This is a genomic window from Marinobacter sp. M3C (assembly GCF_023311895.1).
Taxonomy (GTDB): Bacteria; Pseudomonadota; Gammaproteobacteria; order Pseudomonadales; family Oleiphilaceae; genus Marinobacter.
The window spans coordinates 2,565,025-2,585,312 of record NZ_CP092284.1; the positions used below are offsets into that span (position 1 = coordinate 2,565,025).

The following is a 20,288-nucleotide window of genomic DNA, read 5'->3' on the forward strand; positions in this document are numbered from 1 at the left end:
CTCGTAAGCATGGGCAGCGAACGCGTATTAAAGAAGTCCCAAGCCGCTTATCAATTATCTCCTGACGCCATCGTTTCCGCCCTGGAAACCAGCGCACAGCAAGGCCTGAGCGGCGAAAAAGCAAAGGCTCGCCTGGGGCGCAACGGCGCGAACGAACTGACCGCAGCCCGGCCTGTGCCCGGCTGGCGCAAGGTACTCGCCCAGTTTACTGACACTCTGGTCATCCTTTTATTACTGGCTGCGGCGATTTCCCTCGGCTTGTGGCTATTCGAGCGTGATTCCGCCCTGCCCTATGAGGCTATTGCGATCCTGGCCATTGTGCTGTTCAACGCAGCCATGGGTTATGTGCAGCAGGCGCGGGCAGAACACGCCGTGGCGGAGTTACAACGAATGTCCGCCGCTCGGGCTCGGGTGATTCGAAACGGTGAACAGCAGAGCATTGCCGCAGCTGAGTTGGTCACCGGCGATATTGTTCTGGTAGAAGAAGGCGATACGATTCCCGCAGACGGCCGCCTGATTCAGTCGGTTGCTCTGCAAACCTCCGAAGCCTCATTGACCGGCGAAAGCCTTCCTGCATCTAAAGACCCAGAAACCATCGTTGGCGATGCCCCTATCGGTGATCGCCAAAATATGATTTTTAGTGGCACCACCGTCACCTACGGCCGCGGCACCGCGGTTATTACCGCCACCGGCATGAACTCCCAAATGGGGCAGATTGCCGGCATGCTGGAGCAGGCGCCCGCTGAGACAACGCCGTTGCAACAAGATCTTGCCAAGGTTGGCAGAATGCTGGGGCTGGTGGTGATTGTCATTGCGGTGGTGATGATTTTCACCATCATTCTGGTAGAGCACGTCAGCGGCTTTTCGGCCATTTTCGACGTGCTGATTCTTGGCGTAGCACTGGCCGTGGCGGCGGTACCCGAGGGCTTGCCGGCCATCGTAACCGCCGTGCTTGCTTTGGGCGTTCAGCGCATGGCAGGGCGCCATGCGATTGTTCGCCATCTGGCAGCGGTGGAAACCCTGGGCGCCGCCAGCGTGATCGCTTCAGACAAAACAGGCACCCTCACCCGCAACGAAATGACTGTCCGCGCCATTGTGACCGCCAGTGGCCGGGTAACTCTAAGCGGCACCGGGTACGAGCCGAACGGCGAGATTACCGTGCATTCCACAGCGACCGACAGCGGCGAAAACACGATCAGTGAACCCCTGCGGCTAGAGCTGGAGCGAGCCCTGACGGTTGGTGATCGCGCCGCCAATGCGGTTTTGCGCGAAGAAGACGGTCGGTGGACCATTCAGGGCGACCCTACCGAAGGGGCACTACTGGTTGCTGCTCGAAAAGTCGGGCTGACGGAAGATCTTCTAGACACCCGTTATCAGCGGGTTGGCGAAATTCCGTTCTCCTCCGAACGCAAAATGATGTCAACACTGCACACCGACAGCCAGCAGCGAGAGTCAATTCAGGTATTTACCAAGGGTGCCCCCGATGTTCTGTTAGGCCGCTGCAACCGCGAACGGGTGGGGAGCAATGTTCGACCGTTAACGCCAGAGCGCCGTACCGACATCCTGCTGGCCAACGAAAACCTGGCGGCGGAAGCCCTGCGCACACTGGGTGTGGCGGCCCGTTTCATACCCGCAGCCGACTTCGAGCCAGACCGGGTAGATGAAGATCTTGAGCAGGATCTGGTGTTTGTAGGCCTGATCGGCATGATCGACCCGCCGCGGGAAGAAGCCAAAGAAGCCGTGGCCCAGGCACGACAAGCGGGTATCCGCCCGGTGATGATCACCGGCGACCACCCGGTTACCGCCGCTGTTATTGGTAAAGAGTTAGGCATTTGCACCAATGACCGGGCGCTCACGGGCGCGGAAATTGACGAGATGTCGGACGACGCACTGCACCGGGCCGTGCAAGAGATCTCGGTTTACGCTCGGGTTAATCCTGAACACAAACTGCGTATCGTCAAGGCGTTGCAGAAAGGTAAACACATAGTTGCGATGACCGGCGACGGTGTGAATGATGCACCGGCCCTGAAAGCCGCGGATATTGGTGTGGCCATGGGCATTACCGGCACCGACGTGTCGCGCCAGGCAGCGGATATCATTCTTGCAGACGACAACTTTGCCAGTATTGTTGCTGCGGTGGAGGAAGGCCGCGCTATTTTCGCCAACATCCGCAAATTTTTGCGTTATTTGCTGTCGTCCAACATCGGCGAAGTACTAACCATGTTTTTCGGCGTATTGCTGGCGGATGTGATTGGCCTGACCGCCGAGGGTGCCGGCCTGGCTCTGCCGTTGCTGGCCACCCAGATTCTGTGGATCAACATGGTCAGCGATGGCGCACCGGCCTTGGCGTTGGGGCTGGATCCGGGTGATGAAGCCGCCATGAGCAAGCCGCCAAGACCCCGTGAAGAAGGTGTGATTACACGGGGCATGTGGGCCGGGATTGTTTTTGTTGGTCTGATCACCGCAACCGGTACTCTGTTTGTGCTGGATGCATCGCTTCCCGGTGGTCTGGTGGCCGGCACGGGCAGCCTTGCCTATGGCCAAACCATGGCCTTTACCACCCTGGTGCTGTTCTCACTGTTTACCGTGTTTATTTCAAGGTCTGATGAACAAAGTGCCTTTCGCGGGCTGTTCTCTAATCTCTGGCTGTGGGCGGCGGTGGCCTTGTCATTATTGCTGCAACTGGCGGTTGTGTACGTGCCGTTTCTGCAAAAACCCTTCTCTACGGTCAACCTTAGCCTTGAGGACTGGCTGTTCTGTACCGCCGTGGCCAGCTCTGTGCTGTGGCTACGAGAGCTGAGCAAGCTGTTTGTCCGCCTGCGGAACAAAGCACCTGACCCAGCCACTGCACGCAGTTTATGATCCGCTTTGCCCTGAACGCAAAAAACCCCGGAAATCCGGGGTTTTCTGAAAGTAACAAGCCCGTGACACGAGCCCGTACCGTTTGGCTCCCTATTAAAGGAGCCTTAGAAAGGAGCCTTAGATCTTACCAACCAAATCCAGTGAAGGAGACAATGTCGCTTCGCCTTCCTGCCATTTGGCGGGGCAAACTTCGCCCGGGTGCTTGCGCACGTACTGAGCAGCCTTCACCCGACGCATCAGCTCAGACGCATCACGACCAACGCCTTCCGCAGTAATCTCGACGGCTTGGATTACGCCATCCGGATCGATCAGGAAAGTAGCACGGTCTGCCAGGCCTTGGCCTTCGCGCATCACACCAAAATTATTGGTGATGTTGCCGGCTTGGTCGCCAACCATGTAGTACTGAATCTTGTTGATGGTTTCAGAGCTGTCGTGCCAGGCTTTGTGAGTGAAGTGGGTGTCTGTGGATACAGAAAACACTTCAACGCCCATCTTTTGCAGTTCTTCATACTTGTCAGCTACGTCGCCCAGCTCGGTGGGACATACGAAAGTGAAGTCAGCCGGATAAAAGAAGAACACAGACCACTTGCCTTTTACGTCTGCTTCGGAAATCTCAACAAACTCGCCCCGTTTGAAAGCGGTTGCTTTAAACGGTTTAATTTCAGAATTAATGATACCCATAAAATATTGCCCTTTGCTTGCCAGATGATTAATGGATGGGCACCACTATAATGATGCTGCGCGCTTAACAAAAATTGATAATACCCAAACAAGAGATAGCTTGAAGCTATTGTTTACACTCCCGCCACCTCTGATAAGCAGCAACGGGTAGTCCGGGTATGTGGATGCTAACCCACACTATTTCAAGGCAGCGCTTGGAGCGCTGGCGCCGTTAACCGGCGTGGTTTCCAGCACCGTCAGCCGTACGTCCACCGTTACCTGCAATTTGCCAAGCGCAGCGGCGCGGGCCAGCCCCTCGGCTTTGGCGCGATAAAAGTGCGGGGTCATCGCCAACAGGTCCGCAATGGCGCCTTCGCCGACCAATGCAAGGCTGAAATTAATCGTCTGCCGCCCTATTGTCTGAAAGCCCGGAGGTGCTTCACTGGCGTTGGGTTTGTCAACCTCGGGCTTGAGTACCGGGTAAATGACTTTTCGCAATTCGCGCAAATGAGCCGGCCCCGCGTCGACAACTATTACCCGGCCGCCAGGGCGCAACACCCGCCGGAACTCCGGATACACCGGAAACCCGAACAGGCTCAAAATGCAGCCCAAAGACCCGTCAGCCAGCGGTATATTGGCGTTGCTGGCGACCAGCCATCGCGTTGTTTTTGACTGTTTTGCCGCAGCCAGCACCGCCGGTTTTGAAATATCCAGGCCTACCAGCGACAGCGGCTGTTCGTGTTTCTGGCCCGACGAGCAAGCATCAAGCTGGCGCAAATAATAGCCGTCGCCGCAACCCGCATCCAAACAGGCGAAAGGTTCTTCTATGCCTGGCTGAGTTTCAATGCCCTCGCCCTGCGTCTTAACTGCTTCCGCGACCGCTTGCACAACCGCTGCCGCTATCGGCTGATAGTGCCCTGCGTTTAAAAAACGCTGGCGCGCGGCCACCATTTCTTTGCTGTCGCCAGGCGCCAGTGACCGCTTGTTCTGCACCGGCAACAAGTGCACATAGCCCTGGCGGGCGTTATCGAAACTGTGCCCGTTGGCGCAGTGCCAACTGTTTTGCTGCATCAGCAGGGATTGTCCGTCTAACGGGCAAATAAGGTGGTTGAATGGCGTTATGGTCATAATAGGAGGGTATCGCTGGCAAATGTGCGGGGAGCGCCTTGGTCACGGCGTTGCTGGGCGCTATCTTAGCGCTAAGATAGCATTCTCATAGCACCTTTATTGAACAGCCTCATACCCGGGGGTTAGCGCAGCTGGCTGTCTTTACTGGCGCGTCTGTTAACGCCCCCACTTTTGCCCTGCTGCTTTTCCAGCTCGGCCTGGCACTGTATGCACAGGCGCACACCCGGCACCGCGACCCGCCGGGCTTCAGGTATTTCCCGGTCGCATTCTTCACAATGGGTCAGGCTATCGCCCTTACCCAGGCTGCTTCTGGCTTTATTAACCGCATCTTCAACGCTGGCGTCGATCTGATCTTGCACGGCGCCATCCCGTGCCCATCCTCCGGCCATAATCCCTGCTCCTTTGGCAGCTACGTTATTTCAACTATAGCTTGGTTATTGCTCTATTGATGTGCTGCCGCGGTTTCACTATTTCAACACGTGGCTTATCCGTTGCTGTACCTACAGGTTACAAAAAATCACACAAAGGCTTTGCAATGACTTCGTTTGCGTGTAGAGTGCCTTCCGTCGGAAAGATTTAGCAAAGCACTTCATCAATAGAACGTACTAAGTAACGCATCGTCCTGTTTTTGATCACGCCTCATTTTTTGTTTCCCGCATACCGCTGATCCGTCGTCATTATGGATGACTGACAGCACATTACTTTAAGAATTCAGGATTATTATTATGTCTACAGTTACCGGTACCGTTAAGTTCTTCAATGAAGCAAAAGGTTTTGGCTTTATCACTCGCGAAGGCGGCCCCGACGTATTTGTTCACTACAGCTCTATTCAAGGTGGCGGATTCAAGACCCTGGCCGAAGGCCAACAGGTTGAGTTCACTGTTACTCAGGGCCAGAAAGGTCCTCAGGCAGAGAACGTTGTAGCTGTCTAAGCTAGAACAGATAATTGTGCTGTGAGTAACAGCCAATAATCAAAAAAGGCAGCTTCGGCTGCCTTTTTGCTGTCTGCTTTTTTATTCGTGCCTTTCCTGCCCCGCTAATGAATACACTTCGCCCCCACCAACGTAATCTCAGTAGCTCAACTTCACTAACGCACGACTCGAAAAGACTGACTACAAGGCTACGCTATGCCCGCAAAACCGATTTTATTCTACGATGGCCAATGCCCGTTGTGCCGCCGCGAGATTGACCACTACCGTAAGGTCGACAAGCAATCACGCATTGACTGGCAGGACATATTTGCCAGCAATAATACTCTGGCCCAATACCAACTTAGTCACACAGATGCGATGAAAGTCATTCATGCAGTAGACAGCAAAGGCACGCTTCAGTCCGGTGCCCACGCGTTTGTGGTGGTGTGGCAGGAACTGCCGGGCTACCGCCATTTGGCGACCGTGTTGAAGAAACTGCACCTGGTTGGCCTGGTGAACCGAGCCTATCTGGTGTTCGCCCGCTTGCGCTTTCGTTCGCGTTGCAAGCAGGGTTGTCAGTTGCCGCCGCGCTAGATTGTCACGCATCGCGCCTAAACCTGCATTTACCAAGGCCCAACCACATAACCAAGCTTGTCGGGCAGCCACAGCGCAATGCCCGGCACCAATGCGACCAGCAGCAGGCTCACGCCCATAGCGGCAATAAAAACCAGCGCCCAACCCAAGGTGTGCTCCAGGCGGATATTGGCAATACGGGTGGTAACCATCAGATTCACCGCCACCGGCGGAGTAAACTGACCAATAGCAATGTTCATGGCTAGCAGAATACCAAACCAAACTGGGTTCCAGCCAAAGTGGTTCATGAGCGGCAGTACGATGGGAATCAGGATCAGGTATATGGATACCGCGTCCAGCAACATACCCGCCAGCAACACCAGCAGCATCACCAGCCCTAACAGAACCCATCCATTGTCTGACAGCGACAACAGCGTATCAGCCAGATGTTGGAAGGTGCCCAGAGTTGTGCCAGCCCAAGCAAAAATACCCGCCAAAGCGATAATCAGCATAACCACGCCGGACGTAACCGCAGCGTCGGTCACCAGATCATAAAGCCCGCGCAGGCTCAGATTGCGATAGATCAGGCAGCCCACAATTACCCCGTAGGTGACCGCCACCACCGCGGCCTCGGTTGGTGTAAACAGGCCGGAACGCAGGCCACCCAAAATGATCACCGGCGCAAACAAAGCCGGCAAGGCCGCTTTAAAGCTGGGCCAGAAAGGTGGACGCTCTGAGGTTTTCGGATCTTCCCAGCGGTATTTCCGGGAAAAATACAGCGCCGGCACCAGCAGCGACAGCCCCGCCAGAATACCGGGGAACACACCGGCGGCAAACAGCGCGCGCAAATCCACCCCCGGCACCACAATGGAATACAGAATCAGCGCGATGGACGGTGGAATCAAAATGGCGGTAGACGATGATGCTGCAATCAGCGTGGCGGAAAACGGCTGCGGATAACCCGCCTTGCGCATGCTGGGCAGCATCACCATGGCCACGGCGGCAGCATCGGCCGGGCCGGAGCCACTCATGCCGCCCATAATCAGGCATACCAGCACGGCAACAACGGTCAGACCACCGTGGCGCGGGCCGATAATAGCTTGGGCAAAACGCACCAAGCTGGCGGCCACCCCGGCACGTTCAAAAATCAAACCGGTCAGTATGAACAGCGGTATGGCGATCAGCGGGTACTTTGCCACGCTGTTGTAGGTGTTAGTGCCAAAGGTGGCCAGCATATCTGGCGAAAGCCCGGCCACAATGCCTACCGCGCCGCCCAGCCCCAAGGCGATGGCCACGGGTACACCCAACAACAGCGCCACCATGAAGCTGGCGATCATTAACAGATCAGGACTCATGAATGATCTCCGGATCAGCTTTGCCGCGCAGGCGATCTATCAAACTCTGGGTCATGCGTACAATAATGGCCAGCGCCATCAGCGGCAGCCAAATCACGTAAATCCAGTTGGGCAAGCCCAGCCCGGGTGACAGCGACTCCCACTGGTATTCCTGCCAGGCAAACACGCTGCCGTACCAAGCGGTAATGGCAAACACCGTCACGCCCAACGCCCACTGCACTACGTATACGGCCGTTCTAAAAGGCGCCGGCAGGTGGTGCTCGATCAGCTCGATGCGAATGTGCTGGTTGTTGCGCGCCGCTACCGCAGCGCCAGCAAAAGTCACCAGAACCAGGAAAAATACCGAGAACTCTTCAGTAAAGGCAAAAGACGCATCGGTGGTGTAGCGCACAATCACGTTACCCAGGCTGATCAAACAGATCGCAATCAAGGCAACAGACGCAAGCCAGGCTTCGGGCCAGCACTTAGGGGGGCGGGTAGACATGAAAACTCCGGGTTAGGCAGCCCGGCTCTGCGCCAGAGTGGAATTTCGGCACAAAGCTCGGGCCAGAACGCTTACTGCTGGCGCTCGGCGACGGCTTGCTGGGCCTTCTTTACCAGATCTTCACCAATCCGCGGTGACCATTCCTGATAGACCGACTGAGTAGCATTGATGAACGCATCGCGCTGGGCCGGCGTCAGTTCGGTGACGGTCACGCCACGCTCTTTTATGGCGGCCAAGGTGGCGTCCAGCTCACTGCGGGACTTTTCGATTTCCCATTGGCCGGCGTCTATTGCGGCCTTCTTTAGCAAGGCCTGATCGTCGGCGCTGAATGTCGCCCACACCCGATTGTTAACGGCAAAGACCAGCGGGTCTGCCATGTAGTGCCACAGGGTCAGGTGCTCCTGCCCTACCTGATCAATACGCGCCACATCAAACACCGACAGCGGATTTTCTTGGCCGTCTACGGCACCGGTGGTTAGCGCCGGCTTGGCATCAGCCCAGCTCATCTGAGTGGGGTTGGCGCCCAGAGCATTAAAGGTATCCTGAAACAATGGCGAACCTACCACGCGAACTTTCAAGCCTTCCACATCCGCCGGCTCGCGGATCGCGCGCTTGGAGTTAGACAGTTCACGAAAACCATTTTCGCCCCAGGCCAGCGGCGTTACACCACGTTTCTGGATGGCGGCAAAAACGGCCTCACCGACCTCGCCTTGGGTAATCGCATCAATGGCGGGATAATCCGGCATCAGAAACGGCAGCGAGAACAGATTCAGTTCCGGCACCTGGGGTGACCAGTTGATGGTAGAGCCCACCGCCATATCAATCAGTCCGGAGCGCATGGCAGAAAATTCTTTGGTCTGGTCGCCAGACACCAGCTGGGAGTTGCTGTAAATTTTCATGTTGATACGCCCTTCCGAGCGCTCGTTCACAAGCTCTACCCACTTGTCGGCCGCCTGGCCCCAAGGAAAGGCCGATGGCAACACGGTAGATACGGTGTACTCGTCTTTGTATTGAGCATGGGCAATAGACCCAAATAAGAGCGCGCCTGCGGCGGCGGCAACTAACGTGCAACGTTTCAGCATTTTCTTTTCCTTATTGTTTGACGAGAAACTGGCCGCCGGGCAAAAGCATAATAGGCGACAGCCCCGCGATTATAGGAGGGTCGCTTGGCGCGACGCAAAAAAAACTGCTGCGTGCCAGCGGTTAAGGCTATGTCGCCTTGAGACTGCACCTCATTGCACACTATGCTTGTTAGCAGAACCAAGGCAATGCTGCTCTTAAAAGTAGCTCAACTAAACCAGGAGTAATTACTATGTCATCGCTTTCACAACACCATCGTCGCGGTGGCAAGTGGCCTGTATTGTGCGCCTGGCTGGCCGTCATCGCGCTGATTGCCGCCGGTGTTCTAATGGCGACGTCAGGGACGATGTTTCGCATGGAATGGATTGCACTGGGCGACGCCTTTAGCTGGCTGCGAATGGGCGCGCAACTGGCAGCAGTGGCCGCCATACTGGGCATAGTGACCATTGTGGTTGCCGGCCTGTGTAGGCGCTGGGGTGCGGTTTTTACCGGAGCAATGGCCGCCGTGGTGGCGGTTACGGTGATTGCGATGCCGATGCAAATGCAGCAGCGGGCACAAACGGTACCGCCTATTCACGACATTACCACCGATATGGACAATCCGCCGGCGTTCGTAGCCCTGGCCAACGCCCGTGAAGCTGCGCCCAACGCTGTGGATTATCCCGGCATTGAGACCGCGCGCCAACAACGGGCTGCTTACCCAATGCTGCAGCCCATCACACTGGCGGTGCCCCTGGCGCGAGTGCAAACAGCGGCACGGGATCTGATTGCTGCCCGCGACTGGCAACTGGCCGAGGCCAGCCCAACAACCCTTGATGCAACAGCCATCACTCTTGAAGCAACAGCCACCACCCGCTGGTTCGGCTTTAAAGACGATGTCGTGATTCGCCTGACCGACACCAGCGAAGGCGTGCGTGTAGATATGCGTTCCGCCTCACGCCTGGGTACAAGCGATTTGGGCACGAATGCCGAACGAATACAGGATTTCCTGGAAGATCTACAACGCGCGGTGCGCTGATGACGCCGCCGCACATAAAAGGCCAACCCATGGGTTCCCGCTTGTTCACGGCGCCATTTTTTGCGCTTGTTATCGGTGTTGCGCTGCTGTGCCTAGCGGCCACCGCAACCCAGGCCCAGGGGTTGTCGCTGCCAGCAATCCCGGGGCTGCCCGGATCGAGCCCGGAAGAACAGAAACAAACGGCTTCTGCAGAAGCATTGAGCCAGTCACTTGAAATTACCATTCAGGCCCTGCAAGACGACAGCAGCCGCGAAGACCTGATCAAACAGCTGCAAACTCTGCAACAGGGCCTGCAAGCGCAAGCCATTGAAGATCAGCGAAACTCGCCCACTCAGCAGGGCTTGCTGGGGGCGCTCGCAGAATTTTTTGACGATCTCACACGCTCTGACGGTGCCGCTGGTGAGTCACTGGGGCGCTGGAAAGTAAATTTTAACAACGCCCTCAAAGCTGGTAAGGAGTTGATCGCCGCTGCCTCATTCAAGGTGGTGGCAGAAACAGCCATCGGGCTAGCACTGGGGGCGGCGCTTTTGTACAGCCTGTCGCGCCTTGCCCGAGTGCTGTTTATTCGCCGCGACTGGCCGTTGGAAATGCCCCGGCGCGCCAAGCCCTGGATGCTGATGGCGCATTTTGCACGCCGGATAATCCCCTGGATTCTGACACTGGTTGGCCTGTTCCTGCTGTTGGGTCTGCGCATGCTGGGCATTTCAGACACCGCGCAAAGCACCGTTCTGGTGCTGGCTTATATCAGCCTGTGCGGACGCCTTCTGACGTCATTATTCGACGTCATGATTTCGGTTTTCTCCAGCGGCCATAGAACCACTGCTGTTGCTATTTTACATAGGCGTACGCTGTTTCCGCTGTTCATTATTGGTGCTCTGTTCGCTTTGTCAGACGCTCTGGGGTCGTCGGAGCTGGTGTCGCAGCTCGGCGCCGACCTGGCCGCTACTCTGGCGCTCGTTTTCAGTATGTTTGGCGCCCTGCTGGCAGTCTTCGTGATTATCCGCAACCGCCGCCCAATCACCCACCTGATACGCAATCAGCCGTATAACCAGCGCAAGAATCAAGGCGTATGGCGGGAACTCGTCGGCCTGCTGGCGCGGCTCTGGCATATTCCGTTGTTGCTGGCGATTGGCGCCTCTATGGTGGCTGTTTTTGCCAAAGGCGGTTCAGGCGACGCGGCTCTGGGCAAGGCGCTTATTGTTTCACTAGTACTGATTATCACTTTGGCAGCGCAAGGTGTTGTCGGCATTCAAAAAAGCAGCTTCCGCCACAAGTCTCTGAGCACCTTCAGCCGGCGCCTGGTGAAATTCGGCTATCGCCTATTACAAATTGCGTTATGGCTGGCCTTTTTTGAGATAGCGCTGCAAGTCTGGGATCTATCCCTGCTAGGGCTAGCCAACAAGCCATCCCTCAGTGCTGGCCTGGCAGACAGCCTGTTTGCGCTAACGGTTACCGGGCTGATCGCCAGCTTGACCTGGACCTTTGCCGATGAGCTTCTGGAGCGCGCTGTACGCCGTGGCGACCGCAAAAAGCGCCTTAGGGCGGCTCGCGCCCAAACCATCGTTCCCATTGTCCGCAACACCATTATGATCATCATTGTGGTGGTGGCCTTTCTGGTCAGCCTTTCCATTGTCGGGGTAGATGTTACACCGCTGCTGGCCGGTGCCGGTATTGTCGGTCTGGCGGTCGGTTTTGGTGCCCAGACGCTGGTACAGGATTTGATCACCGGGCTGTTTATTGTGGTGGAAGATTCAATGTCGGTGGGCGACTTCGTAGAAATCAACGGCTTTATGGGCACGGTAGAAGGCTTCAATCTGCGCACCGTGCGGCTGCGGGATCTGGAAGCGGTGGTACACCACATTACCTTCAGCAAAATCAGCTCTATTCACAATATGTCGCGCCAGTTCGGCATTGCGCTGATAAAAATTCGGGTACCGCGGGACCTGCCCATTGATGACGCCATCAAACTGATGACCGACACCGCAGAAGAACTACGTGCTGATCCCGCCATGCGCTGGCTGATCTGGTCGCCTCTTGAAATGCAAGGCATTCATGCGTTTACAGAAGGCTGCCCGGTGTTACGCATGCGTATGCGTACCAAGCCCGAGTTCCAGTGGGATGTGTCACGAGCGTTCAATCTGCTGCTGAAGCGGCGGATGGAAGACCTGTATCTGGACCTGGCCGCACCGCGCATCAGCGTGCAAATGGAGGCCGAAGGCGGCGCCCGTTCGCTAGGTCGCGGAGGCCAAGCCGTCCATCTGGAAAATCAGGACTAACGCAGCAGACATTAAAAAGCCAGGCTCCGCGAATAAAACGGAGCCTGGCAAAAGGCAACTCTACACTTGAAAATCGAGACGTCAGGCGCTGGCGATGCGCCCGGCCAGCGGTGATGACGGATCTGCCAATTGGCGACGGGGCATGCGCCCGGCCAGAAAGGCTTCACGCCCGGCTTGAACCGCCAATCGCATGGCACGGGCCATTGCAATAGGGTCTGGCGAATGGGCAATGGCCGAGTTCATCAATACCGCATCGCACCCCAGTTCCATCGCCATAGCAGCCTCGTGAGCGGCACCAATACCGGCATCCACCAACACGGGCACGTTCGCGCGTTCGACGATCAGGCGAATATTGTGGGGGTTTTGAATACCAAGGCCGGAGCCAATCAGCGAACCCAGGGGCATAATCGCGCAGCAGCCGATTTTTTCCAGCTCCAACGCCACAATGGGATCGTCGCTGGTGTACACCATTACATCGAAGCCATCACGAATCAGCTCTTCGGCGGCTTTTAGGGTTTCCACCACATTCGGGTAGAGGGTGGTTTCATCGCCCAGCACTTCCAGTTTGACCAGATTATGGCCATCTAGTAGTTCGCGGGCCAGCTTGCAGGTGCGCACCGCAGAGCGGGCATCAAAACAGCCAGCGGTATTCGGCAGCAGGGTGTAGCGGTTTGGCGGCAGGAAATCCAGCAGGTTAGGCTCGTCGGGATTCTGGCCAATGCTGGTGCGGCGCACGGCAAACGTTACGACCTCGGTGCCGCTTTCGTAAAGTGCCCGCGCGGTTTCATCGTAGTCTTTGTAGCGGCCGGTACCCACCATAAGGCGCGATGTGAAGTGCCGCCCTGCGATCACCAGTGGTTTGTCCAGGGATTGTTCTGTCATGTTGTGTTCCTGTTTGTGAGGGTTGCCGCTTGCGTAGGCGGCGACTGTTGAAGGTGTTGGTAAGGTGATTTGATCGCGAGCGTAAAAATAATGTGTCAGCGATGCGCTGGCCTGGCCAGCCCCAAATGTTCGCGCAAAGTGCTGCCCTGATATTCCCTACGAAACAGACCACGATTTTGCAACACCGGCACGACCTGCTCGATAAAGTCTTCAATGCCAGCGGGCAATGACGGCGGCATCAGGTTAAACCCGTCGGCGCCTTCGTTGCGGAACCAGTGCTCCATTTTGTCCGCAATCTGCTCGGGCGTGCCCACCATGGTGCAGTGGCCACCCCCCGCCGCCAGCCGGCCTAGCAGCTGGCGCAGAGTCGGTTTTTCGGTTTCGATAATGCGTAAAATGGTGCTGTAACGGCCCTGTGGCCCGCTAAAATCCTCCAATGGCGGAAGTGCTGGCACCGGTGCGTCCAAATCCCAGCCAGCACAGTCCTGGCCGATAAACATTGCCAGCTGGCGCAAAGACGCATCCGCGGGTAACAGCTCGTCAAGCTCACGCTGCTTGGTCTTTGCTTGTGCCTCGGTGGGTGCCACATAAGTGACCAAGCCCGGTAAAATCGGCACATAAACCTCGCGGCCCGCGGATTTCACCCGCTGTTTGATGTCACGGTAATAGCTTTTCGCCGCCGGCAAATCGTAGGCAACGGCATAAATCGCCTCAGCGCATCTGGCCGCCAGCTCCCGCCCGGGCTCCGACGCGCCGGCTTGAAACAATACCGGATGCCCCTGCACCGGGCGCGGTACGTTCAAAGGTCCGTCTACTCGAAAAAATTCCCCCTGGTGGTTAATCGGACGCACCTTGGCTGGGTCGGCGTAATGGCCCTGGCGATCAAACTGTAAAGCGTCATCAGCCCAGGAATCCCATAGTCCCAATACTGCCTGCACAAACTCGTCGGCGCGCCGGTAGCGCTCGGCGTGGCCGGGCATAGTTTCATAACCGTGGTTGCGAGCTTCTGCATCAAACATCGAAGTAACCACGTTCCAGCCAATGCGGCCGCCGGAGATATGATCCAGCGATGCGACAAGACGCGCGGCGTGAAACGGTGTGTAGAACGTGCTGGATACGGTGCTGATAAATCCGATCTTTTCCGTAGCCCGGCTCATGGCGGCCATGGCCGTTAGCGGCTCCAGGTAAAACCAGCTGCCATCCGACACATTGCCCGCCGAATTGCTGTCGGCGAAAAATACGGCGTCCAGTTTTCCACGTTCGGCGGTTTGCGCCAGGCGCTCGTAATAGCGAATATCTCCCAACTGCTCCACCGCCGACTGCGGGTGGCGCCAGGCGGCTCGATGATGGCCACAACCCATCAGAAACAGGTTGATGTGCATCATCCGTTGATGTGAATCGGAGGCCGTCATCAGTTTTTCACCAACCCGCCGTCTACCACCAGGTTCTGCCCGGTGACCGAGCGCGACCAGGGTGACGCAAAAAACAAAGTGGCATCGGCAAACTCTGCCGGCGTAGTCACCCGCCGCAACGGTGTGCTAGCGGCGATGAAATCAAACACCGCCTCGGGTGTGGCAGCAGATGCGTCGGTGGTGCGAAGCAGGCCGCCCGACACCATATTGACGGTGATGTTGTCCGGTCCCAAATCCTGGGACAGGGTGCGGGTGAGCGACAGCAAAGCTGCTTTGCCGGCGGTGTAATCGTGATACGGCACCACCGGGTTCTGGAACAGGTTGGTTCCCACATTCACAATGCGACCAAAACCCTGTTCGCGCATACCGGCCAGCGCCGCTTGGGTGGTGTTTAACGCACCACCCACGACGCCGGCAAACTGCTGGTTCAGATTCTCCCAGGTCAGCTGATCTGCGTTCGGGCGGGCGTCGCCGTTGAATGAGAAATCCGGTAAGGCATTATTGATTACCGTGGTCACCGGAAACCCAAAATGTTGCCGGGCCTGAGCAAACATCGCCTGCACAGCGGCGCGGTCTGTCACGTCAGCCTGCACCGCAAGCGCCCGTACCGGTTCTTCAGCGGCCAGTTTGTGCGCCGCTTCGGCGCTGTTGCGATAGTTGATAACAACGCTGGCGCCTTCGCGCAAAAACGCGCGCACCAGGTGTTCCCCCAAACCGCGTGCAGCACCGGTTATCAAAACCAGCTGTTGATCAAGACGTACGGATTTGTGCATAGACACCTCATGGCTGAGGCGAAGGTATGAATGGACAGATTTGGTGCGGGCGCACCTTCTGACATCCCTTCGCCAGTGTGAACTGGATCAGGTTCAACGGGTGTGCTCTCAGCCCTGCAAAGCAGGACACCCCGTGTCGAGCCAAAACCATAGCACAACGGCTGCGCGAATATGCAGGCTAAACCGCCGTTAATAGCTGCAATTGACAAGTACGAACAGACTTCCTACTCTATTGCCATTCCTGGGGGCGCCATTGCGATGGCTGAGACTCCGCACGTTGTGCGGTAACCCTTCGAACCTGATCCGGGTAATGCCGGCGAAGGGAAGGAAAACGCCTGCTTTATGCTTGCCTGTGCGCTTCTTTCTTTCCCAGCGGCTCGTCCCGGTTGTCCCGGTCGTTCGCCACCTTTGGCGATACGCTACCGTCTGCCACGGCAAGGAAGACTCACCGATGCTAAGCACCTCTACGGCCCTTGTGTGGCTGGTTTTATTCGCCGCACTTTTTGCCATACCCGGCCTGATTTACGCCCGCCACAAGCAAGACAAGCTGGATGATTTTCTGGTGGCCCGCAACAGCCAAAGCAGCTCAGCTACCCTGCTGACACTACTGGCGACCACCATGGGCACCTGGATTCTGTTTGGCCCGGCCCAGGCCGCCACCTGGGGCGGTATTGGTGCCGTTACCGGTTATGCACTGGGTGCCCTGGCACCGCGCTTGATCATGATTCCCTTGGGCAAACGCATTCGAACATTAATGCCTGAAGGCCACACCCTCACCGAATTTGTGCTCGGCCGCTATGGTCGTGTTATGTACGGCTTCGTGCTGGTGATCATGGTTTTTTATCTGTTTATCAGCCTGACTGCGGGCCTGACTGCCATTGCCAAAATGGTGTCTTTACTAGCACCAGTGCCCTTATGGCTAACCGCCAGCATCGTCATGGGCGCCACCCTGTTGTACACCCTGTATGGCGGCCTGCGGGTCACCATTTTTACCGACCGGGTACAAATGCTGGTGATATTGCCATTTCTGGCGCTGTTAATCGGTTTTGGCTGGAAAGCCACCGGTGGCTTGGCTCCAGCGCTGCAAGGCTTGCAGGAAAAAGCACCGCACCTGCTGAACCCGCTGGACATCAACGGTTTGAAATCCGGCCTGACCTTTTTTCTGGCAGTGGTGCTGACCGGGTTATTTTACCAGGGCACCTGGCAGCGTATTTTCGCCGCCCGCGATAACAAGGTTATCCGCAACGGTTTTATCATCAGCGGTCTGTTGAGCTTCCCGATCATTTTTATCATGGGTTTGTTCGGGCTGGCGTTTGTCGGTTTGGACTTGCCGGGTGACGGCTCGGTGGCGCTGTTCAGCGTGCTGTTGGCGGATGTGCCCGTGTGGTTTGCGATTGGCCTGTTACCCTTCGGGCTGGCGCTGATTATGAGCAGTGCCGACTCCACCATCAGCGGGCTGACCAGCATCATGGTTATAGACCTGCGCCGGCTGCTGCCAACGTTGAGCAACCATAGCCTGCTGTCGCTGTCCCGCTGGCTGATTGTGTTGTTGTCGGTGCCGGTGCTGTTTGTGGCGGCCCAAGGTTACAGCGTGCTTTACCTGTTTTTACTGGCCGATCTGCTGTGCTGCGCCGCCGCTTTCCCGGTATTTTTCGGCTTCTACAACGCCCGTTACCAAAGCTACAACGCCGCGATTAGCACGTTTTCCGGCCTGGCTACCGGGTTGATGCTGTTTCCCGCACCAGGGGCGCCGCTCACCTATTTGCTGGAATCTTTCCTGCTGGCAACCTTTGTACCGATTGCGGTGTCGTTATTGTTGCTGCTACTGCCAAAAGGAAAGCGCTTCGATTTTTCCATCTTGGCGCAGCGGGTGCGGAAGCTGGAAGGGTAATCTGCAGCCGCTAATAGCCGGCTTACGATTGCCCTTAACGTGACGTCTACCGCTGCTCGACTTTTGAATGCGTCAGGAAAAAGCGCAGCATTTCCCCAGTCGCATCCGGACCTTTTGGGTCGGTATACGAGCCTTGAGGCGCACCACCGGCCCAGGCGTGGCCGGCGCCGTGAATCGACCACTGTTCAACAATAGCCTTGCCGTTGGCATCATGATGAGTCGTGCGGGTATAGGCATGGCCGTTGGGCACCTTCCCTTGTTCACTTTTGGTGTCAATCGCGTTTTTCGGTCCGCTGCCTGAGCCGATAGAGCCAGAATACTGGGCCGCAACGCGGTCGCCATTGCCGGGGTGTACCGTGGTATCGCGGTCACCGTGGAATATGATGGCGGGAATTTTCTGATCCATTGACGACGTTGCGCCAGCACCCGCCCTCTTGTTATTACGGCTTGCAAGAGGCGCAGCATCACCTCGCATGGCCGCAAGTGCTGAAGCTATACTGTGTGCGGCACCGTGGGGCAGGCCAGAATGCACCCCCACCGCTGCGTACAAGTCCGGGTGGGTCATTGCAAGGGTGGTTGCCATGGCACCGCCGGCGGACAATCCGGCCACATAAACCCGTTGCTCGTCCAACTTATACTCATCGACAATCTGCCGCGTCATACCGGCAAGGATTGCCGGTTCGCCGTTCTCGCGTTGTTGATCGCTTGGTTTGAACCAGTTCCAACACTTGGATTGGTTGGCAGAAGCCGTTTGAGCGGGATAGAGCACCAGACACAACTGCGATTCCGCCAGCGTGTTCATACCCGTACCAGCCGCAAAATCATCCGGATTCTGGGTACATCCGTGCAGCATAACCACCAGCGGCAGGGACTGGCCGTGATAACCACTGGGAACGTACAGTTTGTAGTCGCGGCTGCCCGATTGATTCGTAAAAGTGCCACTGTTAAACGTTGCACCTTCGGGTGGCGCTTCGACGGAAGATGCCAAACCTGTGTTCAGACCTGTTTTCAACCCGGGCAAACCCGATAGTTTACCGCACAGAAGATCGCCCAAGCCATTGACATTACGATGAGCAGTAAAGGGCTGTCGTGGGGCTGAGGTTTGAGCCTGGTCTGGCGTGCCGTTCAGCGCCCGCTGTATCATTGCGGTCGCTTCCTGCAATCGGCCCGCATGGGTCAATCGCGTGGCCTCTTGCAAGCTGGCCGCAAGCGTTTCATTGGTTGGAAGATTCATTAAAAGGCTCCTCGGCGTGAATGAATACGCCATTAATAGATTCTGTCCGCCAGGGCGGCCTTGACCGCCTTGCTGGCCTGCAGAGCGCCTAGAACGGCGATGGATTCAATCGTTGCCAAGGCAAGTTCGGGAGAAACATCCTCGGCAATATTCGCCAGCCCTAGCACTTGAATTTGTAATACCTCTCCCTTCGCCTGTAGTGCCTCAAGATCACGACGGCTGTAATACTGCAAACCCAGCACATATGTCTTGCGAGCAACCGTTTCCTTGACCACTTCTGCATGGATTGCTAACTGGTTGCGAATCGCCGTGCGGATCAGATCGCTGCGATTAGAATAAAACCCTTCTTGTACCAGCAGATCAACCTGCCCCAGGTCTACCACACCAAGGTTGATAGTGAGCTTTTCGGTGGTGTCGCCTGTTTTGCGTCTTATCTCATGCACGCTCATCGCTTTTCCTTGTTGACTAGCACTGACCGAATCCTTTAAAACTCCATATGGATTCCAAATAGAATCCATATGGATGTTATATGGCGAATTTAGATAACTGTCAAGGAACAAATGGATCAGGCATAGAGGGGGCTGTAAGAAAAAACGCTGACGGCGTCTTGCGAAAGCGTCAGCTTATGACTTGGCGTAAAGACATCAACTGGCGCAGCAGCGTGCGACCGTTGGAGGGGCAAAAATGCAGGATTAGAAGAGCCAGGCACGCAGGGTTGAAGGGTCAGGCTGTGAAGGTGGAAAGGTTAGACTGCGCAGGTGGAAAGGAATCAGCGTTGCTTGTATTGCGTCGGGCAATAACCCCGCCCCACGTCTGGGCTGCGCAGCTTCAGGTGTTTTGTTGCACGACCGGACACCCGCGTTCGCCACAACCTGAAACTGCCGGGCTTGAGTGATTTGCGCATAAACCGGATAACCTCGGGTTCTGACAGTCCGTACAGCTGTTGGATGGCTTCAAATGGCGTGCGGTCTTCCCACGCCATTTCAATAATTCGTGACTCGTCGACTGGGCCCATAGCGCGTGCTCTAGCTAAACAGAAGTGTCCAGAACATTACGTTTTCCCGCAGTGTTTGGATGCAGGCAATGTTGCGTTTACGGATTGTCTGACGGCATCGCGATCGGCATCAAAACCTCATTGCGCCGCAAAAACCAGGGCATAAAGGGCGGGTTGTAACGCGCCCAAGCTGGCTTGCCAATCACGCGGAAGTCGTTTTCCTTTGCCCAGGCGTTCAACTTGTCTCTATGGTTCCGGTAACCTTTTTCACTCCAGGTGCCTGAGTAGCGCACCACCGCCATGCGCTGGATGGGAACCTGCCGTAGAGTTATTTTGGGATCTTTGGGCTGCGGCAGCGTCTCCATTGTATAAGACGCGGGCATCATGAAACTTACTACCCAGTTGTCGTTTACCCTCTGCTGACCGACCGGCGAGGTCATATCAATCTTTTCGCTTTCGGCTTTCTGCGCCACCGGTGAGGTCATTTCAATTTTCTGCTGGGACGTGTTATCGCCGGAGATGTATTTGAACAACCGGCCGAATGCCTTATTACCGGCGTTAGAAAACTTTCCGTCTACGACGGTTTCGGCCAGGATGTGTGGCTCGTAATCGCGCACCTCAAAATCCTGATCTTTGAGTACAAGCGTGTATTCAGCTTCTTCGGTCGCCATAACGTTGCCAACTCCGAGAATTGCCACAATCATCACCCAAACTGCCTGCTTCAGGTGAGTCATTAGCGCCCACCACCAAACGCT

General features: G+C 56.4%; 19 protein-coding genes and 2 riboswitches. Of the genes, 6 read left to right on the top strand and 13 right to left on the bottom strand.

Annotated elements, in window-relative coordinates:
* The first annotated feature begins 9 nt into the window (after positions 1 to 9).
* Positions 10 to 2,862: a cation-translocating P-type ATPase gene (locus MIH18_RS12005; protein WP_249006713.1), complete on the top strand. Its 2,853-nt coding sequence runs from the start codon at positions 10 to 12 to the stop codon at positions 2,860 to 2,862.
* Between the two features lie 117 nt (positions 2,863 to 2,979).
* Here the strand turns inward: MIH18_RS12005 and ahpC are convergent, their stop codons facing one another.
* The 3 genes from ahpC to MIH18_RS12020 all read right to left on the bottom strand — a co-directional run bounded on the left by ahpC (position 2,980) and on the right by MIH18_RS12020 (position 5,039).
* Positions 2,980 to 3,543, bottom strand: coding sequence for an alkyl hydroperoxide reductase subunit C (gene ahpC, locus MIH18_RS12010; RefSeq protein ID WP_249006714.1), 564 nt, complete (start codon positions 3,541 to 3,543; stop codon positions 2,980 to 2,982).
* 177 nt (positions 3,544 to 3,720) lie between these two features.
* The gene (locus MIH18_RS12015; RefSeq protein WP_249006715.1) at positions 3,721 to 4,650 is read right to left on the bottom strand and encodes a putative RNA methyltransferase; all 930 of its coding nucleotides are present in this window, start codon (positions 4,648 to 4,650) and stop codon (positions 3,721 to 3,723) included.
* 122 nt (positions 4,651 to 4,772) lie between these two features.
* A complete protein-coding gene (locus tag MIH18_RS12020) occupies positions 4,773 to 5,039 on the bottom strand; it encodes a DksA/TraR family C4-type zinc finger protein (protein ID WP_249006716.1) in 267 nt (88 codons plus the stop codon).
* A gap of 336 nt (positions 5,040 to 5,375) precedes the next feature.
* Here MIH18_RS12020 and MIH18_RS12025 point away from each other — a divergent pair, with 336 nt between their 5' ends.
* On the top strand, positions 5,376 to 5,582 hold the full coding sequence (locus MIH18_RS12025; RefSeq protein ID WP_007348184.1) for a cold-shock protein: 207 nt from the start codon (positions 5,376 to 5,378) through the stop codon (positions 5,580 to 5,582).
* 195 nt (positions 5,583 to 5,777) lie between these two features.
* Entirely contained in the window at positions 5,778 to 6,155 is a 378-nt protein-coding gene (locus MIH18_RS12030) for a DUF393 domain-containing protein (protein WP_249006717.1), read from the top strand.
* A gap of 29 nt (positions 6,156 to 6,184) precedes the next feature.
* Here MIH18_RS12030 and MIH18_RS12035 read toward each other — a convergent pair whose 3' ends face one another.
* The 3 genes from MIH18_RS12035 to MIH18_RS12045 form a co-directional block, all read right to left on the bottom strand.
* A complete protein-coding gene (locus MIH18_RS12035) occupies positions 6,185 to 7,489 on the bottom strand; it encodes a TRAP transporter large permease (RefSeq protein WP_249006718.1) in 1,305 nt (434 codons plus the stop codon).
* A complete protein-coding gene (locus tag MIH18_RS12040; RefSeq protein ID WP_249006719.1) occupies positions 7,479 to 7,973 on the bottom strand; it encodes a TRAP transporter small permease in 495 nt (164 codons plus the stop codon). Before MIH18_RS12040 ends, MIH18_RS12035 begins: the two co-directional genes overlap by 11 nt.
* 71 nt (positions 7,974 to 8,044) lie before the next feature.
* Positions 8,045 to 9,055, bottom strand: a complete 1,011-nt coding sequence (locus MIH18_RS12045; protein WP_249006720.1) for a DctP family TRAP transporter solute-binding subunit — start codon at positions 9,053 to 9,055, stop codon at positions 8,045 to 8,047.
* Positions 9,056 to 9,285: 230 nt separating this feature from the next.
* Between MIH18_RS12045 and MIH18_RS12050 the strand changes: the two genes are divergently transcribed.
* Together MIH18_RS12050 and MIH18_RS12055 are read left to right on the top strand one after the other, a co-directional pair.
* Positions 9,286 to 10,071 (top strand): DUF1499 domain-containing protein, encoded by a 786-nt coding sequence (locus MIH18_RS12050; protein ID WP_249006721.1) that lies wholly within the window; start codon positions 9,286 to 9,288, stop codon positions 10,069 to 10,071.
* A complete protein-coding gene (locus MIH18_RS12055) occupies positions 10,071 to 12,347 on the top strand; it encodes a mechanosensitive ion channel domain-containing protein (RefSeq protein WP_249012501.1) in 2,277 nt (758 codons plus the stop codon). Before MIH18_RS12050 ends, MIH18_RS12055 begins: the two co-directional genes overlap by 1 nt.
* A gap of 81 nt (positions 12,348 to 12,428) precedes the next feature.
* Here MIH18_RS12055 and MIH18_RS12060 read toward each other — a convergent pair whose 3' ends face one another.
* The 3 genes from MIH18_RS12060 to MIH18_RS12070 form a co-directional block, all read right to left on the bottom strand.
* On the bottom strand, positions 12,429 to 13,229 hold the full coding sequence (locus MIH18_RS12060; RefSeq protein ID WP_249006723.1) for a thiazole synthase: 801 nt from the start codon (positions 13,227 to 13,229) through the stop codon (positions 12,429 to 12,431).
* A 95-nt stretch (positions 13,230 to 13,324) separates the two neighbouring features.
* On the bottom strand, positions 13,325 to 14,641 hold the full coding sequence (locus MIH18_RS12065) for an LLM class flavin-dependent oxidoreductase (protein WP_249006724.1): 1,317 nt from the start codon (positions 14,639 to 14,641) through the stop codon (positions 13,325 to 13,327).
* Positions 14,641 to 15,414: a 3-oxoacyl-ACP reductase gene (locus tag MIH18_RS12070; RefSeq protein WP_249006725.1), complete on the bottom strand. Its 774-nt coding sequence runs from the start codon at positions 15,412 to 15,414 to the stop codon at positions 14,641 to 14,643. Before MIH18_RS12070 ends, MIH18_RS12065 begins: the two co-directional genes overlap by 1 nt.
* Before the next feature lie 47 nt (positions 15,415 to 15,461).
* Positions 15,462 to 15,558, bottom strand: a riboswitch (TPP riboswitch).
* 89 nt (positions 15,559 to 15,647) lie between these two features.
* Positions 15,648 to 15,756, top strand: a riboswitch (TPP riboswitch).
* 109 nt (positions 15,757 to 15,865) lie between these two features.
* Here MIH18_RS12070 and MIH18_RS12075 point away from each other — a divergent pair.
* Positions 15,866 to 17,305: a sodium:solute symporter gene (locus MIH18_RS12075; RefSeq protein WP_249006726.1), complete on the top strand. Its 1,440-nt coding sequence runs from the start codon at positions 15,866 to 15,868 to the stop codon at positions 17,303 to 17,305.
* 46 nt (positions 17,306 to 17,351) lie between these two features.
* Here the strand turns inward: MIH18_RS12075 and MIH18_RS12080 are convergent, their stop codons facing one another.
* The 4 genes from MIH18_RS12080 to MIH18_RS12095 all read right to left on the bottom strand — a co-directional run bounded on the left by MIH18_RS12080 (position 17,352) and on the right by MIH18_RS12095 (position 20,267).
* Positions 17,352 to 18,539, bottom strand: a complete 1,188-nt coding sequence (locus tag MIH18_RS12080; protein WP_249006727.1) for a PHB depolymerase family esterase — start codon at positions 18,537 to 18,539, stop codon at positions 17,352 to 17,354.
* A gap of 32 nt (positions 18,540 to 18,571) precedes the next feature.
* Positions 18,572 to 18,988 carry a CopG family transcriptional regulator gene (locus MIH18_RS12085; protein WP_249006728.1) on the bottom strand — a complete coding sequence of 139 codons (417 nt, stop codon included), beginning with the start codon at positions 18,986 to 18,988 and terminating at the stop codon, positions 18,572 to 18,574.
* 320 nt (positions 18,989 to 19,308) lie between these two features.
* On the bottom strand, positions 19,309 to 19,554 hold the full coding sequence (locus MIH18_RS12090; RefSeq protein WP_283164712.1) for a TIGR03643 family protein: 246 nt from the start codon (positions 19,552 to 19,554) through the stop codon (positions 19,309 to 19,311).
* 77 nt (positions 19,555 to 19,631) lie between these two features.
* Positions 19,632 to 20,267, bottom strand: a complete 636-nt coding sequence (locus tag MIH18_RS12095) for a heme-binding protein (protein ID WP_249006729.1) — start codon at positions 20,265 to 20,267, stop codon at positions 19,632 to 19,634.
* Positions 20,268 to 20,288: the final 21 nt, after the last annotated feature.

What these genes read in the sequence shown, in the direction of transcription:
- MIH18_RS12005 (WP_249006713.1), top strand. Translation starts at nt 10, where the DNA reads ATGGGCAGCGAACGCGTATTAAAGAAGTCCCAAGCCGCTTATCAATTA.
- ahpC (WP_249006714.1), bottom strand. Translation starts at nt 3,543, where the DNA reads ATGGGTATCATTAATTCTGAAATTAAACCGTTTAAAGCAACCGCTTTC.
- MIH18_RS12015 (WP_249006715.1), bottom strand. Translation starts at nt 4,650, where the DNA reads ATGACCATAACGCCATTCAACCACCTTATTTGCCCGTTAGACGGACAA.
- MIH18_RS12020 (WP_249006716.1), bottom strand. Translation starts at nt 5,039, where the DNA reads ATGGCCGGAGGATGGGCACGGGATGGCGCCGTGCAAGATCAGATCGAC.
- MIH18_RS12025 (WP_007348184.1), top strand. Translation starts at nt 5,376, where the DNA reads ATGTCTACAGTTACCGGTACCGTTAAGTTCTTCAATGAAGCAAAAGGT.
- MIH18_RS12030 (WP_249006717.1), top strand. Translation starts at nt 5,778, where the DNA reads ATGCCCGCAAAACCGATTTTATTCTACGATGGCCAATGCCCGTTGTGC.
- MIH18_RS12035 (WP_249006718.1), bottom strand. Translation starts at nt 7,489, where the DNA reads ATGAGTCCTGATCTGTTAATGATCGCCAGCTTCATGGTGGCGCTGTTG.
- MIH18_RS12040 (WP_249006719.1), bottom strand. Translation starts at nt 7,973, where the DNA reads ATGTCTACCCGCCCCCCTAAGTGCTGGCCCGAAGCCTGGCTTGCGTCT.
- MIH18_RS12045 (WP_249006720.1), bottom strand. Translation starts at nt 9,055, where the DNA reads ATGCTGAAACGTTGCACGTTAGTTGCCGCCGCCGCAGGCGCGCTCTTA.
- MIH18_RS12050 (WP_249006721.1), top strand. Translation starts at nt 9,286, where the DNA reads ATGTCATCGCTTTCACAACACCATCGTCGCGGTGGCAAGTGGCCTGTA.
- MIH18_RS12055 (WP_249012501.1), top strand. Translation starts at nt 10,071, where the DNA reads ATGACGCCGCCGCACATAAAAGGCCAACCCATGGGTTCCCGCTTGTTC.
- MIH18_RS12060 (WP_249006723.1), bottom strand. Translation starts at nt 13,229, where the DNA reads ATGACAGAACAATCCCTGGACAAACCACTGGTGATCGCAGGGCGGCAC.
- MIH18_RS12065 (WP_249006724.1), bottom strand. Translation starts at nt 14,641, where the DNA reads ATGACGGCCTCCGATTCACATCAACGGATGATGCACATCAACCTGTTT.
- MIH18_RS12070 (WP_249006725.1), bottom strand. Translation starts at nt 15,414, where the DNA reads ATGCACAAATCCGTACGTCTTGATCAACAGCTGGTTTTGATAACCGGT.
- MIH18_RS12075 (WP_249006726.1), top strand. Translation starts at nt 15,866, where the DNA reads ATGCTAAGCACCTCTACGGCCCTTGTGTGGCTGGTTTTATTCGCCGCA.
- MIH18_RS12080 (WP_249006727.1), bottom strand. Translation starts at nt 18,539, where the DNA reads ATGAATCTTCCAACCAATGAAACGCTTGCGGCCAGCTTGCAAGAGGCC.
- MIH18_RS12085 (WP_249006728.1), bottom strand. Translation starts at nt 18,988, where the DNA reads ATGAGCGTGCATGAGATAAGACGCAAAACAGGCGACACCACCGAAAAG.
- MIH18_RS12090 (WP_283164712.1), bottom strand. Translation starts at nt 19,554, where the DNA reads ATGGGCCCAGTCGACGAGTCACGAATTATTGAAATGGCGTGGGAAGAC.
- MIH18_RS12095 (WP_249006729.1), bottom strand. Translation starts at nt 20,267, where the DNA reads ATGACTCACCTGAAGCAGGCAGTTTGGGTGATGATTGTGGCAATTCTC.